The 15,929-nt window shown below is 76.5% G+C and carries 9 protein-coding genes; 5 read left to right on the plus strand and 4 right to left on the minus strand.

Going from position 1 to position 15,929, the window contains the following annotated elements; translation table 11 throughout:
• Positions 1–17: 17 nt before the first annotated feature.
• From FHX32_RS24390 to FHX32_RS24400, 3 genes are all read right to left on the minus strand, one after another.
• The gene (locus FHX32_RS24390) at positions 18–497 is read right to left on the minus strand and encodes a Na(+)/H(+) antiporter subunit C (RefSeq protein WP_167187670.1); all 480 of its coding nucleotides are present in this window, start codon (positions 495–497) and stop codon (positions 18–20) included.
• Complete coding sequence (locus FHX32_RS24395; protein ID WP_167187673.1) at positions 494–3,331, minus strand: Na+/H+ antiporter subunit A; 2,838 nt, start codon at positions 3,329–3,331, stop codon at positions 494–496. The genes FHX32_RS24390 and FHX32_RS24395 overlap by 4 nt, the downstream gene beginning before the upstream one ends.
• Before the next feature lie 204 nt (positions 3,332–3,535).
• A complete protein-coding gene (locus FHX32_RS24400) occupies positions 3,536–3,922 on the minus strand; it encodes a hypothetical protein (protein ID WP_167187676.1) in 387 nt (128 codons plus the stop codon).
• Positions 3,923–4,102: 180 nt separating this feature from the next.
• On the opposite strand from FHX32_RS24400, the gene FHX32_RS24405 reads away from it, so the two are divergent.
• The gene (locus tag FHX32_RS24405) at positions 4,103–8,878 is read left to right on the plus strand and encodes an Lhr family helicase (protein ID WP_486481299.1); all 4,776 of its coding nucleotides are present in this window, start codon (positions 4,103–4,105) and stop codon (positions 8,876–8,878) included.
• A gap of 99 nt (positions 8,879–8,977) precedes the next feature.
• Here FHX32_RS24405 and FHX32_RS24410 read toward each other — a convergent pair whose 3' ends face one another.
• Positions 8,978–9,565, minus strand: coding sequence for a hypothetical protein (locus FHX32_RS24410; RefSeq protein ID WP_167187679.1), 588 nt, complete (start codon positions 9,563–9,565; stop codon positions 8,978–8,980).
• A gap of 214 nt (positions 9,566–9,779) precedes the next feature.
• On the opposite strand from FHX32_RS24410, the gene FHX32_RS24415 reads away from it, so the two are divergent.
• From FHX32_RS24415 to FHX32_RS24430, 4 genes are all read left to right on the plus strand, one after another.
• The gene (locus FHX32_RS24415; protein ID WP_167187682.1) at positions 9,780–10,304 is read left to right on the plus strand and encodes a GNAT family N-acetyltransferase; all 525 of its coding nucleotides are present in this window, start codon (positions 9,780–9,782) and stop codon (positions 10,302–10,304) included.
• A gap of 9 nt (positions 10,305–10,313) precedes the next feature.
• Positions 10,314–11,108 (plus strand): S-adenosyl-L-methionine hydrolase, encoded by a 795-nt coding sequence (locus FHX32_RS24420; RefSeq protein ID WP_167187685.1) that lies wholly within the window; start codon positions 10,314–10,316, stop codon positions 11,106–11,108.
• A gap of 98 nt (positions 11,109–11,206) precedes the next feature.
• A complete protein-coding gene (locus FHX32_RS24425; RefSeq protein ID WP_167187688.1) occupies positions 11,207–12,028 on the plus strand; it encodes an Fpg/Nei family DNA glycosylase in 822 nt (273 codons plus the stop codon).
• A 273-nt stretch (positions 12,029–12,301) separates the two neighbouring features.
• Complete coding sequence (locus tag FHX32_RS24430; RefSeq protein ID WP_167187691.1) at positions 12,302–15,928, plus strand: hypothetical protein; 3,627 nt, start codon at positions 12,302–12,304, stop codon at positions 15,926–15,928.
• Position 15,929: the final 1 nt, after the last annotated feature.

Consider the following 15,929-nt stretch of genomic DNA (forward strand, 5'->3'; position numbering starts at 1 on the left):
GGTCGGCGGCTGCCCGGTCACCGGTCGCCGTCCGGTTCCGGCGGCCGGCGCGGCGGCTCCGGGTCGACCTGCTCGGGGTCGGAGTTCGGGCCCTCGCCGCCGAGGTCGGCCGGGACCGGTTCGTCGCGCTCGGCCCACCGCCTGACCTGCCGGTCCTCGAGGTCGTCCGGCACCTCGTCGTCGCCGGTCAGGTACCAGCTGCGGTAACTGACGGCCAGCAGGAACGCGGTCAACCCGAAGGTGATGACGATGGCGGTGAGCACCAGGGCCTGCGCCAGGGCGCCGCTCATCTCGTCGGTCGGGGCGGTGCCCACCACCGGCGGGGCGCCCGACCGGCCGGTGAGCAGGATGAGCAGGTTCACCCCGTTGCCGAGCATGATGACGCCGAGCAGGATGCGGGTCAGGCTGCGCTCCAGCAACAGGGTCACCCCGCAGCCGACGAGGATGCCGATGGCGAGCACCACGGTGAGCGTGGGGCCGCTCGCGCCGTCCCTCAAGGCCGCTCCCCCTCGGGTTCGGCGGCCAGCCCGCCACCGGCCCGATCGGCCGCCTCGATGTGCCGGTCCACCTGGGTGCCGAGGCTGCGCAGGATGTCCAGCACCAGCCCGACCACCACCAGGTAGACGCCGACGTCGAAGAAGAGCGAGGTGACCAGGTAGAAGTCGCCGATCAGCGGCAGCGACAGGTCGATCTTCGCGCTCTGCAGCACCGACCCGTCGGCGGCCAGCGCGATCACTCCGCTGCCCACCGAGACGGCGAGCCCGGCGCCGAGCAGGGTGCCGGCGCTGACCGGCGCCGCCTCGGCCAGTTCGTACCGGCCGCCGGCCAGGTAGCGCACCACCAGCGCGAGGCTCGCCACCAGGCCGCCGGAGAACCCGCCGCCCGGCGCGTTGTGCCCGGAGAAGAGCAGGAACAGGGAGAACAGCACCACGGTGTGGAAGATCAGCCGGGTGATCACCTCCAGCACCAGGGACCGGCGCCGCTCCTGGAGCCGGGCGCCGCCGCGCAGCCAGACCGGGCGGTCCGGGCGGGCCGGTCGGCCCGAGGGCTCCGGCCGGCGCGGGCGCGGCCCGGTGCGGGACCGCTCGAAGATCAGGCTGGCCACCCCGGTCGCCGCCACCACCAGCACCGACAACTCGCCCATGGTGTCCCAGGCGCGGATGTCGACCAGGGTCACGTTGACCACGTTGCGGCCGAACCCCTCGGTCACCGCGAGTTCCGGGAAGGCCTCCGCGATGGGGGGTGCCTGGCGCGCGTTCGCGGCCACCAGGGCCAGTCCCGCGGTCACCACGCCGGCCGCCACCCCGATCACCCGCCGGGCCCAGCGGCTGCGCCGCAACGGCCGGGCCGAGAAGCGATCCGGCAGCCGGCGCAGCACCAGCACGAAGATCGCGATGGTGGCCGTCTCGACCAGGAACTGGGTCAGCGCCAGGTCCGGCGCGCCGTAGAGCACGAAGAGCATGGCGGTGCCGTAACCGGTGGTGCCGACCAGCAGCATCGCGGTCAGCCGGCGGCGGGCGTTGACGGCGAGCACGGCCGCCACGGTGATGACCAGGAGCACGACCGGTTGCAGCGGCGTGTACCACAGCGCGACGCCCTGCTCCCAGGGCCGGGCCAGCAGCATCGCTCCACCGGGCACCACGACCAGCGTCAGCAGGATGACGCCGAGGTACTGCGGCAGCGAGCCCCGCTGGGTGACGGCGGTGACGTCGGCGGCGACCCGGTCGAAGCGGCCGACCACCCACTCGTACCCCTGGTTGCCGCCCACCGGCACGCGGAGCCGGGCCAGCACCGGGGCCAGCGGCCCGCGCAGCGCGAAGAGCAGCACGCCGCCGGCCACCGCGAGCGCGGAGAAGCCGAGCGCGGGGGTCAGGCCGTGCCACAGCGCCAGGTGCGCGCCGACCGTGCCGAAGAGTTCGGCGTACGGGTTGAACAGACCGTCCAGCGCGCCGGCGGCCGGGCCGGCGACCAGCCCGACCCCGGCCAGCAGGGCGGGTGGCAGCAGCATCGGCAGCGCGACCCGCCCCACGTCGGTGGTCGGCACGTGCGGCCGAATGGCGAACGCGCCCCAGACGAACCGGGCGCTGTACGCCACCGTCAGCGCGGTGCCGGCGACCAGGACGGCGAGGGCGAGCGGCCGGTCGGTGAACGCGGCGAGCACCGCCTCCTTGGCGACGAAGCCGACCAGCGGTGGCAGGCCGGCCATCGACGCCGCGGCCAGCACCGCCACGGTGGCCAGCACTGGCGCGGTACGGCCCAGCCCGGACAGCTCGGTCAGGTCCCGGGTGCCGGCGCGGTGGTCGATGATGCCCACGACGAGGAAGAGCGCCGCCTTGAACAGCGCGTGCGCGAGCAGCATCGCGACGGCGGCCAGCGCCGCGTCCGGGGTGCCCACCCCGGTCACCGCCATCAGCAGGCCGAGCTGGCTCACCGTGCCGTACGCCAGCAGCAGCTTCAGGTCGGTCTGCCGCAGCGCCGCCCAACCGCCGACGACCAGGGTGGCCAGGCCGGCGACCAGCACCACCGGCCGCCACGGGGCGACCGCGGCGAGCACCGGCGCGAGCAGCCCGACCAGGTAGACGCCGGCCTTCACCATCGCCGCCGCGTGCAGGTACGCGCTGACCGGTGTGGGCGCCGCCATCGCCACCGGCAGCCAGGTGTTGAACGGCAGCACCGCCGACTTGGTCAGCGCCCCGAGCAGGATCAGCACCACCACGGTGGCCAGGTACGCCCCGTCGGGCAGCGGCCCGGCGGCGATCTCCGACCAGCGGTAGCTGCCGGCGTGCTCGCCGAGCATGACGAACCCGACCAGCATGGCCAGCCCGCCGAGCGTGGTCACGGTCAGCGCCTGGGCGGCCGCCCAGCGGCTGGACCGGCGCTCGGTGCTGTGCCCGATCAGCAGGTACGAGAAGACCGTGGTGAGTTCCCAGCACACGTAGAGCAGCAGCAGGTCGTCGGCGAGGACCAGGCCGAGCATGGCTCCGGCGAAGGCCACCATGACCGCGGCGAACCGGGCCAGCCCGAGCGAGCCGGGCCCGAAGTAGCGGGCGCTGTAGACCAGCACCAGGGCGCCGACGCCGCCGACCAGCAGGGTCATCAGCCAGGACAGGGTGGTCAGCCGCAGCGCCAGCGCCATCCCGAGCTGGCCGACCCAGGGGTACGTCTCGACCACCGCGCCGCCGTCGCGGACCGCGGGCGTACGGGCCAGGGCCCAGCCGAACGCGGCGGCCGGCGCCAGCGCCAGCGGGTAACAGGCGCGCGGGCCCCACCACCGGACCAGCAGCGGCGCCACGAGGGCCGCCAGGAGGTGGAGGATCAGCAGTACGAGCACCCGTACTCCAGGTCGAGGTGGAGCGGCACCGCTGAGGTGGGACGGCACCTACGAGCGATCAGACGCCAGTTCGCCGCTCGACGGGCGGTTTTGCCGGAAATCGCCCGCCGGACCCCCATCCCGTGCGCGGACCTGCCGGGCGGACGATCAACGGGACGGGCCGGCGCCGGGCGCCCGCGACGCTGCGGGCCGGGCGCTCCGGTGTCAGTGGAGGGCGACGTCGGCGGCGGGCAGCGCGGGCTCCCGGGCCGGTCGGTCCCACCGCGCCTCCACCAGCAGGTCGGGGCGGCCGAGTTGGCGTACCACCCGGTTGACCACGCGCTGCGCGGCGGTGAGCGAACGGACCGAGAGCAACCGGCCGCGGCTCTCCCGGCGGAGCACGAAGAAGTGCACCGCGGCGCGAACGTGGCCGCGGTCGGCGGCACTGGCCTGGGCGGTGGAGATCACCAGCTCGCGCAGGCAGTCGGCGAGACGCTCGGCCAGTTCCAGCTCGGCGCCGGTGAGGCCGGCGCGGACGGCGGCGAGATGACTGTCGACCTTACGGATCAGCACGTCGGTGCCGGGCTCGAAGCTCCGCTGCTCGACCGCCATCCGACCCCTCCGCCCCGCTGCGCGTTGCGAGTGAAGTTACTTTATGTTGCGCCGCCCTAGCAAGCAGTTAAGTAAGACTTACCGCGTTCAACGTCGCATCCGTCGCGTAAGAGCCGGACCCGGACAGATTCCCCGCCCGCCAGGGGCGGGATGTCAGACCGCCGGGGCAGGATGGAAGGCGTGGCGGAGGTGCGAGGCGGGGCGGGCGGCGACGGTCCGGCGAGGCGTCCGGGCGACGAGCCGGCGACGCCGGCGGGCGACCCCGACGCCGCCACGGTGCTCGCCGGCTTCGGCCCGGCCACCCGCGAGTGGTTCCGCGCCGCCTTCGCCGCCCCCACCGCGGCGCAGACCGGCGCCTGGCGGTCGATCGCCGCCCGGCGCAACGCCCTGGTGGTGGCGCCCACCGGTTCCGGCAAGACGCTCGCCGCCTTCCTCTGGTCGCTGGACCGGCTGGCCCGCGAGCCGGCGCCGGCCGAGCCCCGGCAGCGCTGCCGGGTGCTCTACGTCAGCCCGCTCAAGGCGCTCGCGGTCGACGTCGAACGCAACCTGCGCGCTCCGCTGGCGGGCATCCGGCAGGCCGCCACCCGGTTGGGCGTCGCCCCGCCCGACATCACCGTCGGCATGCGCACCGGCGACACCCCGGCCGACGAGCGCCGCGCCTTCGCCCGTACCCCGCCGGACATCCTCATCACCACGCCCGAGTCGCTCTTCCTGCTGCTCACCTCCGCCGCCCGGGATGCGCTGCGCGGGGTGGAGACGGTGATCGTCGACGAGGTGCACGCGGTGGCCGGCACCAAGCGCGGCGCCCACCTGGCGCTCTCCCTGGAGCGCCTCGACGAGCTGCTGCCCGCCCCGGCCCAGCGGATCGGCCTCAGCGCCACCGTCCGGCCGGTCGACACGTGCGCCCGGTTCCTCGGTGGGGCCCGGCCGGTCGACGTGGTCGCCCCGCCCACCGCCAAGACGATCGAGGTCACCGTCCAGGTCCCGGTGGAGGACATGACCCGTCTCGACGAGCAGGAGCAGCCGCCCGAGGACGACCTCGGCGGGCCGGGTCCGCGTCGCGCGTCGATCTGGCCGGCGGTGGAGGAACGCGTCTTCGCGCTGATCCGGGCGCACCGGTCGACCATCGTCTTCACCAACTCGCGCCGCTCGGCCGAACGGCTCTGCGCCCGGCTCAACGAGCTCGCCGTCGAGGAGCTGGCGGCCGCGGTGGCACCCGACGGCAGCCGCGCCGGGCCGGCGGGTGACGCGGACCCGTCGGCCCAGGGCGGCGGTCCGGCGGCTCGGGCCGGCCGGCCGGCGGACGGCGCGACCGGCCGACGCGGTGCGGACGGCCGGGGCGGGCCGGCGGGGCCGACGCGGGCGCCGCGCCAGCCGGCCGAGCTGATGGCCCAGGCCGGCGCGGTGGCCGGGGCCCCACCGGTGATCGCCCGCGCTCACCACGGCAGCGTCTCCCGCGAGGAACGCAAGCAGATCGAGGAGGCCCTCAAGTCCGGGCTGCTGCCCGCCGTGGTGGCCACCTCCAGCCTCGAGCTGGGCATCGACATGGGCGCCGTCGACCTGGTGGTGCAGATCGAGGCGCCGCCGAGCGTCGCCGCCGGGCTGCAACGGGTCGGCCGGGCCGGCCACCAGGTGGGCGCGGTCTCCCGCGGCGTGGTCTTCCCGAAGCACCGCGGCGACCTGCTCTCCTGCACGGTGGTGGCCGAGCGGATGTCCGGCGGCGCGATCGAGGAGCTGCACTACCCGCGCAACCCGCTGGACGTGCTGGCCCAGCAGATCGTGGCGATGGTGGCGCTGGAGCCGTGGCGGGTCGGTGACCTCGCGGTGGTGGTCCGCCGGGCGGCGCCCTTCGCCGAGCTGCCCGACTCGGCGCTGCACGCGGTGCTCGACATGCTTTCCGGCCGCTACCCGTCCACCGCCTTCGCCGAGCTGCGGCCCCGGCTGGTCTGGGACCGCGCCACCGACCTGCTCACCGGCCGGCCGGGCGCGCAGCGGCTCGCGGTGACCAGCGGCGGCACCATTCCCGACCGTGGCCTCTTCGGCGTCTTCCTGGCCGGCGCCGAGCGCGCCGCGCGGGTCGGCGAGCTGGACGAGGAGATGGTCTACGAGTCCCGGGTCGGCGACGTCTTCCTGCTCGGCTCCTCCTCCTGGCGGATCGAGGAGATCACCCCCGACCGGGTGCTGGTGTCGCCGGCACCGGGGCAGGCGGCGAAGATGCCGTTCTGGAAGGGCGACCAGCTGGGGCGCCCGGTGGAGCTGGGCCGGGCGATCGGCGCCCGGGTGCGGGCGCTGCTGCGCCAGGACGACGAGACGGCGGTCGCCGCGCTGCGCGCCGGCGGGCTGGACGACTGGGCCGCCGGCAACCTGATGGCCTACCTGCGCGAGCAGCGGGCCGCCACCCGCGCCCTGCCGGACGACCGCACCGTGGTGGTGGAGCGGTTCCGCGACGAGCTGGGCGACTGGCGGCTGGCCGTGCACAGCGTGCTCGGCGCCCGGGTGAACGGCCCGTGGGCACTGGCGATCGGGCGCCGGCTGGCCGAGCGCTACGGGGTGGACGCCCAGGTGATGCCGGCCGACGACGGCATCGTCGTGCGGCTGCCGGACACCGCCGACGAGCCGCCCGGCGCCGACGTGGTGGTCTTCGACCCGGACGAGATCGCTCAGCTGGTCGAGGAGTCGGTCGGCACGTCCGCGCTCTTCGCCGCCCGGTTCCGGGAGTGCGCCGCGCGGTCGCTGCTGCTGCCCCGCCGCGACCCGCGCCGGCGCCAGCCGCTCTGGCAGCAGCGCCAGCGGGCCGCCCAGCTGCTCGACGTGGCCCGCGAGTACGCCGACTTCCCGGTCACCCTGGAGGCCGCCCGGGAGTGCCTGCAGGACGTCTTCGACCAGCCGGCGCTGGCCGAGCTGATGCGCGACCTGGCCGCCCGGAAGGTGCGGCTGGTCGAGGTGGAGACGCCCCAGCCGTCACCGTTCGCCCGGTCCCTGCTCTTCGGCTACGTCGGCGCCTTCCTCTACGAGGGCGACGCCCCGCTGGCCGAGCGCCGGGCCGCCGCGCTGGCGCTGGACTCGGCCCTGCTCGGCGAGCTGCTCGGCCGGGTCGACCTGCGCGAGCTGCTCGACCCGGCGGTGCTGGCCGAGACCGAGCGGCAGTTGCGCTGGCTGACCGAACAGCGCCGCCCGCGCGACCCGGAGGACGTGGTCGAGCTGCTCCGGGTGGTCGGCGACCTGAGCGCCGACGAGCTGGCCGACCGCGGCGCGCCGGCCGACTGGCTCACCGAGCTGGCGGCGGCCCGCCGGGTGCTGCGGGTGCGCATCGCCGGTGAGGAGCGCTGGGTGGGCGTCGAGGACACCGGCCGGCTGCGCGACGCGCTCGGCGTGGCCCTGCCGGTCGGGGTGGCCGAGGCGTACCTCGAACCGGTCGCCGACCCGCTCGGCGACCTGGTCGCCCGGTACGCCCGCACGCACGGCCCGTTCGCCGCCGCCACCTGCGCCGCCCGGTTCGGGCTCGGGGTGTTCGTGGTGGAGCAGGCGCTGCGCCGGCTCGCCGCCACCGGCCGGGTGGTCTCCGGCGAGTTCGCCCCGGACACCGTCGGCACCCAGTGGTGCGACGCCGAGGTGCTGCGCCTGCTGCGCCGCCGGTCCCTCGCCGCACTGCGCCGGGAGATCGAGCCGGTGCCGCCCCGAGCGCTGGCCGCGTTCCTGCCCCGCTGGCAGCAGGTGGGCTCGTCGGCCCGCGGGGTGGAGGCGGTGGCCGCCGCGGTCGAGCAGTTGCAGGGGGCGGCTGTCCCGGCGTCCGCGCTGGAGCGGCTGGTGCTGCCCGGCCGGGTCGCCGACTACTCCCCCGCCCAACTCGACGAGCTCTGCGCCAGCGGCGAAGTGGTGTGGGCCGGCTCGGGAGCGATCTCCGGCGGGGACGGCTGGGTCACCCTGGCGTACGCGGACGCCGCGCCGCTGCTGCTCCCGCCGCCGGACGAGGCGCTCACCCGCACCCCGCTGCACGACGCCGTGCTGGACGCGCTCGGCGACGGGCAGGCGCTGTTCTTCCGGTCGCTGGCCGACCGGGTCGGCTCGACCGACGACGCCGCGCTGGCCGCCGCCATCTGGGATCTGGTCTGGGCCGGTCACCTGACCAACGACACGCTCGCCCCGCTGCGCGCGGCGCTCGGCGGCGGCGGCGCGCACCGGTCCCGCCCGACAGCGGCACGCACCCGGTACCGGCGCCCCGGCCGGGTGGCGCTACCGAGCCGGGGCGGCCCGCCCACCGTCGCCGGCCGGTGGTCCCGGCTGCCCGACCGCGACACCGACCCGACCCGCCGGGCCGCGGCACTGGCCGACGTGCTGCTCGAACGGCACGGGGTGGTCACCCGGGGCGCGGTGGTGGCCGAGCAGGTGACCGGCGGTTTCGCCGCGGTCTACCCGGTGCTCTCCGCGCTGGAGGAGCGCGGCGCGGCCCGGCGCGGCTACTTCGTGGAGGGGCTGGGCGCGGCGCAGTTCGCGGTACCCGGCGCGGTGGACCGGATCCGCGCCCTGGCCGAGCCGGCCGACGGCGGGCGCGGTCGGGGCGGCGGGCCGACGCTGGTGCTCGCCGCCACCGACCCGGCCAACCCGTACGGCGCGGCGCTGCCGTGGCCGGAGCGGGCGGTCGACTCGGGCGACGGGGCGGCCCCGGCCACCGGGCACCGGGCGGGTCGCAAGGCCGGCGCGCTCGTCGTGCTGGTCGGCGGCGACCTGGTGCTCTACGTGGAGCGGGGCGGGCGGACGATCCTCTCCTTCACCGACGACGCGGACGCCCTCGCCGCGGCCGGCAAGGCGCTCGCCGACGCGGTCCACTCGGGAGCGCTGGGCGCCATGTCGGTGGAGCGCGCCGACGGTGAGGCGGTGCACTCCTCGCCGCTGCGGGACGCGCTCACCGCAGCCGGCTTCCGCGCCACCCCGCGCGGGCTGCGCCTGCGGGGCTGACCGCCGGTCGCCGCTCCCCGGGCCGGCCGATATCGACCGCTCGGGCCCGGGGTCACGCAAAGGACCTGGTCGCACCGGGCACGGGCGCACCGGGCCCGGTCAGCGCAGCGCGGTGAGCACCTGCTCGTACCTGGCGCGGTCGGCGGCGGGGGTCGCCGCCTCCAGGTAGTTGAGCACCACGGCGCCGCGCCGGAACGACTGGCCGCGCCACGTCTCGGCGATGTCGCCGGCGCTGGTCTCGTCCGGGAAGACGTAGACGGTGACGGCGTCGGTGGCGACGATCTCCGAGCAGCCCAGCCCGAGGCCGTCCGGCCCGCAGTCGGCCGAGCGATCCCGGGGGCTGCCCGCCTTCAGCCCGGCGGCCCGGAACGCGGCGACTACCTGCCGCGCACCGGGCGCCCCGGCCGGCCGGGCGGGCAGCACCACCGGCGGCGGGCCGGCCGGGCGGCGTCCGGCGGTGCCGCTCGGCCCCACCGGCGCGTCGCGGCCCGGCGACTCGGCCGCGGTCGTACCGCCCGGGACGGTCGCCGGGCCGGTTCCCGGGACGGCCGGCCCGGTGTGCGGGACAGCGGTCGAGGCGGCGACGCCGGCGGCACCCGGCCGCTGGTCGGCGTCGTCGCCGCAGGCGGCGGCCAGCGCGGCCGCGATCAGGAGCGCCGCGACGACGGACAGTTTCCGGTTGGTCACCCCGGCAGTCTGCGGACAGCCCCGCCGGCCCCGGCAGTGGCCGGTCGGCCAGTGCCGCTGTCCCATATCTGCCAGCACGCCCTGAAAATCCGGCGGACCCGCCCGGCCCGGCGCGGATACGATCCGGCCGGTCGCAGGCGGGAAGGCGACGGTCCCGGACGGGAACGCGACGGTCCCGGACGGGAACGCGACGGTCCCGGGGCGGGGAGGCGAGATGAGCGAGGTGCGGGTACGGCCGGCCGGGCCCGCGGACCGGGCGGCGGTCGACGCGTTGCACGAGCGCGAGTGGGGCGGGCCGTACGTGATCGCCCACGACACCCGGTTCGACCTGCGTACGCTGCCCACCCTGGTGGCGGTGGACGGTGCCGGCGCCGTGGTCGGGGCGCTCGTCCACCGCACCGACGCGGACGGCCTGGAGGTGGTCAGCGTGGTCGCGGCGACGCCCGGCGGCGGCGTCGGCACGGCGCTGCTGGCCGCGGCGGCGGACGCCGCCCGGGCCGCGGGCGCGGCGCGGCTGTGGCTGATCACCACCAACGACAACCTGCGGGCGCTGCGCTTCTACCAGCGGCGCGGGCTGCGACTGGTGGGCGTGGACCGGGGCGCCGTGGACCGGGCCCGCCGGCTCAAGCCGAGCATCCCGACCGTCGGAGAGGACGGCATCCCGCTGCACGACGAGCTGATCCTGGAGCTGCGCCTGGCAGCCGACGGCGAGGCGCCGACGCCGGGACGGAGGAACTAACCTGCCGGCATGGCACCGACCCAGTGGATCTCGCTGACCACCGATTACGGCCTCGCGGACGGCTTCGTGGCCGCCTGCCACGGGGTGATCGCCCGGCTGGCGCCGGCCGCCCGGGTGATCGACGTGACCCACCTGGTGCCGCCGGGCGACGTGCGCCGGGGCGCGGCGGTGCTCACGCAGACCGTGCCGCACCTGCCGGCCGGGGTGCACGTGGCAGTGGTGGACCCGGGGGTCGGAACGGCCCGCCGGGGTGTCGGCCTGGCCACGCCGCGCGGGCTGCTGGTCGGGCCGGACAACGGCCTGCTGCTCGACGCCGCGGCGGCGCTCGGCGGGATCACCGCCGCCGTCGAGCTGACCGCAGCCGGATGGCTGGCGCCGCGGGTGTCGGACACCTTTCACGGCCGGGACGTCTTCGCACCGGTGGCGGCGCGGCTCGCGCTCGGCGCGCCGCTGGCCGACGCCGGCCCGGCCGTCGACCCGGACACCCTGGTCCGGCTGCCGACGCCGATGCTCGACCGCGAGGACGATGGATTCACCGCCGAGGTGCTGACCGTTGACCACTTCGGCAACGTGCAGCTCGCCGCACCGGCGGAGCTGCTCGCCGGGCTGCCCGACCGGGTGCGGGTGGCCGGCCGGGACGCGGTGCGCGGGCGGACCTTCGGCGACGCCCCGGCCGGCGGACTGGTGGTGCACGGCGACTCGGCCGGCCTGGTGGCGGTGGCGGTCAACGGTGGCCGGGCGGCCGACCTGCTCGCCGTCGCGCCCGGCGACCCGCTCCGGGTCACCGCCCCGGAGCCCGGCTGACCGCTCCGCGCCGAACCGGACGTCAGCCGCAACCCCGACACCCGGCACGCCGGCCACTCAGCGGGCCGGCGGCCCGCCGGCGGGTGGAGGATGGCAGGGTGCCCGAAGGCGACACCGTGTGGAACACCGCCCGCGTGCTGCACCGCGCGCTGGCCGGCGCCCGGCTGACCGGCAGCGACTTCCGGGTGCCCCAGCTCGCCACCACCGACCTCACCGGCTGGACCGTGCGGGAGTCGGCCAGCCGGGGCAAGCACCTGCTGCTCCGGCTGGCCGCCCCCGACGGCCGGGACGGCCCGGTGCACTGGACGCTGCACTCGCACCTGCGGATGGAGGGCGCCTGGCGGGCGTACGCCCCCGGCGAGCGGTGGACCGCCCGCCCGGCCCACCTGATCCGGATCGTGCTGCGCAGCCCCGGGGCGGTCGCGGTCGGCTACCACCTGCACGAGGTGGCGCTGGTGCCCACCGCCGAGGAGGAGTCGCTGATCGGGCAGCTCGGCCCCGACCTGCTCGGCGCGGACTGGGACCCGGCAGAGGCGGTCCGCCGGCTGGCCGCCCACCCCGACGCGACGATCGGTGAGGCGCTGCTGGACCAGCGCAACCTGGCCGGCATCGGCAACCTCTACAAGTGCGAGGTGCTCTTCCTGCGCGGGATCTCGCCGTGGACCCCGGTGCGCGAGGTGCCCGACCTCGCCGGCACGGTCACCCTGGCCCAGCGGCTGCTCGCCGCCAACCGGGGCCGCTGGACGCAGAGCACGACCGGGTCGCTGCACCGCGGCCGGACCAGCTACGTTTACGGCCGCCGGGCCCAGCCCTGCCGCCGCTGCGGCACCGCCATCCGCAAGGCGGAACTCGGCGAGCGGGTCACCTACTGGTGCCCGGTCTGCCAGCCGGAGCGCCCCCCGCGCGACGACGGAGGGTGACGCCGGCCGGGCCTGGCTGACCGGGCCGTTCCACGCCTCCCGCCGTGGAACTTCCACGGCCCGGTCGACCCGCGACGACCAGCGCCGACGCCCGGCGGCCGCGGGCGCGACCGGACGACCGGCGGCCGACAGCAGATACGGACGATTGGGTACTTCCTAACCCACCCGTCCGCGTCGCATGCTGCGGTTGAGTGCTCACCGATCGTCAACGCGAGCGCGATCGGGCCGCCACGCCGGGGTGGTGGCCGCCGCGCCCCGACCCCGGGGAGAGCCATGGTGATGTTCCGTCGACTCCGGATCCCCTGGGCGGCCCGTCTCGGCGCCACCGCCGGCCCGACCCCCACCGTCCCGGCGGCCCGGACCGCCGACCCGGTCGCCCCCGCGCCGGCCAGCCTCGACCCGGCCGCGGTGCCGCGCTGCTTCGGCCGGGTGCCGAACTTCGCCGGCAGCCCCCGCCCGGTGGTCGACACCGAAGGCCGGGTGACGGCGGGCACCGGCATCCGGAAGTTCGTCGACGCCCTGCCCGGCCTCGGCGCGCTGGGCGCCAACGACCTCGGCGCGCACCTGCCGGTGGCCACGCCGGACACCATCACCTACCCCGGCTGCGACTACTACGAGATCGGCCTGCAGGAGTACGCCCAGCGCCTGCACCGGGACCTGCCGGCCACCCGGCTGCGCGGCTACCGGCAGCTCAACCTCGGCACCGACGCCGACGGGCACAACACCGTCGCGCCGCCGGAGCGCCCCTGGCACCTGGGGCCGGTGGTGCTGGCCCGGCGGGGGCGGCCGGTGCGGATCAAGTTCATCAACCAACTCCCCACCGGCCGGGCCGGGGAACTCTTCCTACCGGTCGACCAGACGGTGTACGGGGCCGGCACTGGCCCGCTGGACGGCCCGGCGCCGTACCCGCAGAACCGGGCGGTGCTGCACCTGTCCGGCGCGCAGACGGCCTGGATCTGCGCCGGGAACCCCTGGCAGTGGATCACCCCGGCGGGCGAGATCACCCCGTACCCGAGCGGTACCGGGCTGACCCACGTGCCGGACATGCCGCCGCCCGGGGTCGGCGCCACCACCCTCTACTACCCCAACGAGCAGAGCGGCCGGCTGCTCTGGTTCCACGACAACACCCTCGGCCTGGCCCGGCTGACCGTCTACTCCGGTCAGGTCGCGCTCTACCTGCTCACCGACCCGGCCGAGGAGCAGCTGGTCGCCGACGGGGTACTGCCGGCCGACCAGGTGCCGCTGGTGATCGAGGACAAGACCTTCGTGCCGGACGACACCCAGCTCGCCGGGGAGGACCCGACCTGGGACCGGGACCGCTGGGGCGCCCGGGGCAGCCTCTGGCACCCGCACGTCTACCAGCCCCGGCAGAACCCGTACCGGGCCGGCGGGACGAACCCGACCGGCCGGTGGGACTACGGCCCCTGGTCGCGTACCGCCGAGGTGGGCGCACCGGCCGCCGGGCCCGACGGCGCCAGCCCGGCGCACCCCGGCCCGGAGCCGGTGCCGAACCCGCACCACGACCCGGTGACCGCCCCGGAGGAGCCGCCGTGGACGCCCGGCGTGCCGCACCCGTCGGCGGTGCCGGAGGTGTACGGCGACACCATCCTGGTCAACGGCGTCGCCTACCCCTACCTGACGGTCGAGCCCCGCACCTACCGGTTCCGGATCCTCAACGCCTGCCTCGACCGCAGCCTCAACCTGGGCCTCTACCTCGCCCGGTCGGCCGGGCCGATGTGGGCGGCCGACGGCAGCCTGGCCGACGCCGACGCCGGCGAGGTGCCGATGGTCGACGCGGTCCGGGTGCCGGGCCGCCCGGCCGGCTGGCCGACCGACGGGCGCGACGGCGGGGTGCCCGACCCGGCCGCCGCCGGACCGGAGCTGGTCCAGATCGGCAACGAGTGCGGGCTGCTGCCGGCTCCGGTGGTGATCCCGAGCCGGCCGGTGGGCTACCGGTACGACCGCCGCGACCCCACCGTGCTCAACGTCGACGGGCACGCCCTGCTGCTCGCCCCCGGCGAGCGGGCCGACGTGCTGGTCGACTTCGCCACCGTCGCCCCGGGCAGCACGCTCATCCTGTACAACGACTGCCCGGCCCCGCTGCCCGGCTTCGACCCCCGCTACGACCAGCACACCGACGCGCCGGACCGGACCGCCGAGGGCGGCGCGCCACCCACTCGGGCGGGGTACGGCCCGAACACCCGCACCCTGCTCCAGTTCCGGGTGGCCGGCACACCGGCGCCCCGATACGACCTGGCCCGGCTGCGCGACCGGCTGCCCCGGGCGTACGCGGCCAGCCAGCGGCCACCGATCGTGCCGCGGCCCGGTGACGACGGAGGCACCGGCCGGCTGACCCTGGTGCCGGCGAACGCCACCACCGTCACCCTCACCCCGGCCGGAGCCGGCGCCCCGGTGACCCTGCCGCTGCTCGGCAAGGTGGTGCAGCAGGTCTTCGAGCCCGGGTACGGCCGGCTGACCGGGCGGCTCGGCGTCGAGCACCCGCACGCCGGGCCGCTCTCCCCCGCCACCCTGCCGCTCGGTCCGACCGACCCGGCCACCGAGATCCTCTTCGCCACCGACCCGGCGGTCGGGATCGGCGCCACCGCCGACGGCACCCAGCTCTGGCGGATCAGCGGGCACGCCCGGCAGACCCAGCCGGTGCAGTTCGACGGCTGTGACGTACAGGTCGTCAACCGGGTCGGCTGGGACGGCACGGTCCGGCCGGCGGAGGGAGCCGAGCTGGGCTGGAAGCAGGTCGTCCGGGTCGACCCACGGGAGGACGTGATCGTCGCCCTGCGGCCGGTCGCCCCGGCCCTGCCGTTCAAGATCGGCGACAGTGTGCGGCTGCTCGACCCGACCCGCCCGGCGGGCGCGCGGACCGGCTCGACCCCGGTGAGTCCGGCCGACGGCCGGCCGGCGATGGTCCTGAACCAGCTGGTCAACCTGGGCTGGGAGTACCGCTGGTACAGCCGGCTGGCCGGGCACCGCGACCAGGGCATGAGCCGGCCGCTGGTGCTGCGGGTGGCGCCGAAGGCGCCCACCGGGCTGACCGCCACGCCCGCTCCCGGCTCGGCCACCGCGCTGCCGGCCATCGCGCTGGCCTGGACCGGCAACGGCAGCCGCCCTCCGGCGACCAGCCACCTGCTCCAGCGGGCCACCGAGGCCACCTTCACCGAGGGGCTGACCGAGATCACCGTGGCGGCCACCGCCACCCGGTACACCGACGCCACCGTCACGCCCGGAGTGACCTACCACTACCGGATCCGCGCCGAGAACGCGGTGAGCTGCTCCGCCTGGTCGAACAGCGTGCCGGCCGCGGTCCGGCTGACCGCGCCCGCCGGGCTGGCCGCGGTGATCCCGCCGGCCGCACCGCTGCGGGTCGCGCTGCGCTGGGCGAACCGCTCCTTCGCCACCGGCATCGACGTGCAGCGGGCCACCAACCCGACGTTCACCAGCGGGCCGGGCACCACCGCGATCGGCGTCGGCGACCACCACCTGGACGCCGCCGTCGCCCCCGACACCACGTACTACTACCGGGTGCGGACGACGTACCTGGGTGCGGCCTCACCCTGGTCGACGGTGGCCACGGTGACCACCCCGCCGGTGCCCGGCACACCGACCGCGGTGAGCGCCACCGCCACCGCGCCCGGCCCTGACACCGCCACGGTGATCCTGGGCTGGTCGGCCAGCACCCCGACCGGGCCGGGCGCCGGGTTCATCGTGCAGCGGGCCCTGGACCCGGAATTCAGCCGCGAGGTGGCCACCTTCACGGTCACCGGCCGGGGATTCACCAACACCGGCCTGGCCCGCGGGGTCACCTACCACTACCGGGTCCGCTCGTTCAACGTCGTCGGCAGCTCGCCGTACACCACGCCGGTCCCGGTCAGTACACCGGAGTGAG

It is taken from the genome of Micromonospora sp. CNZ280 (assembly GCF_011759515.1).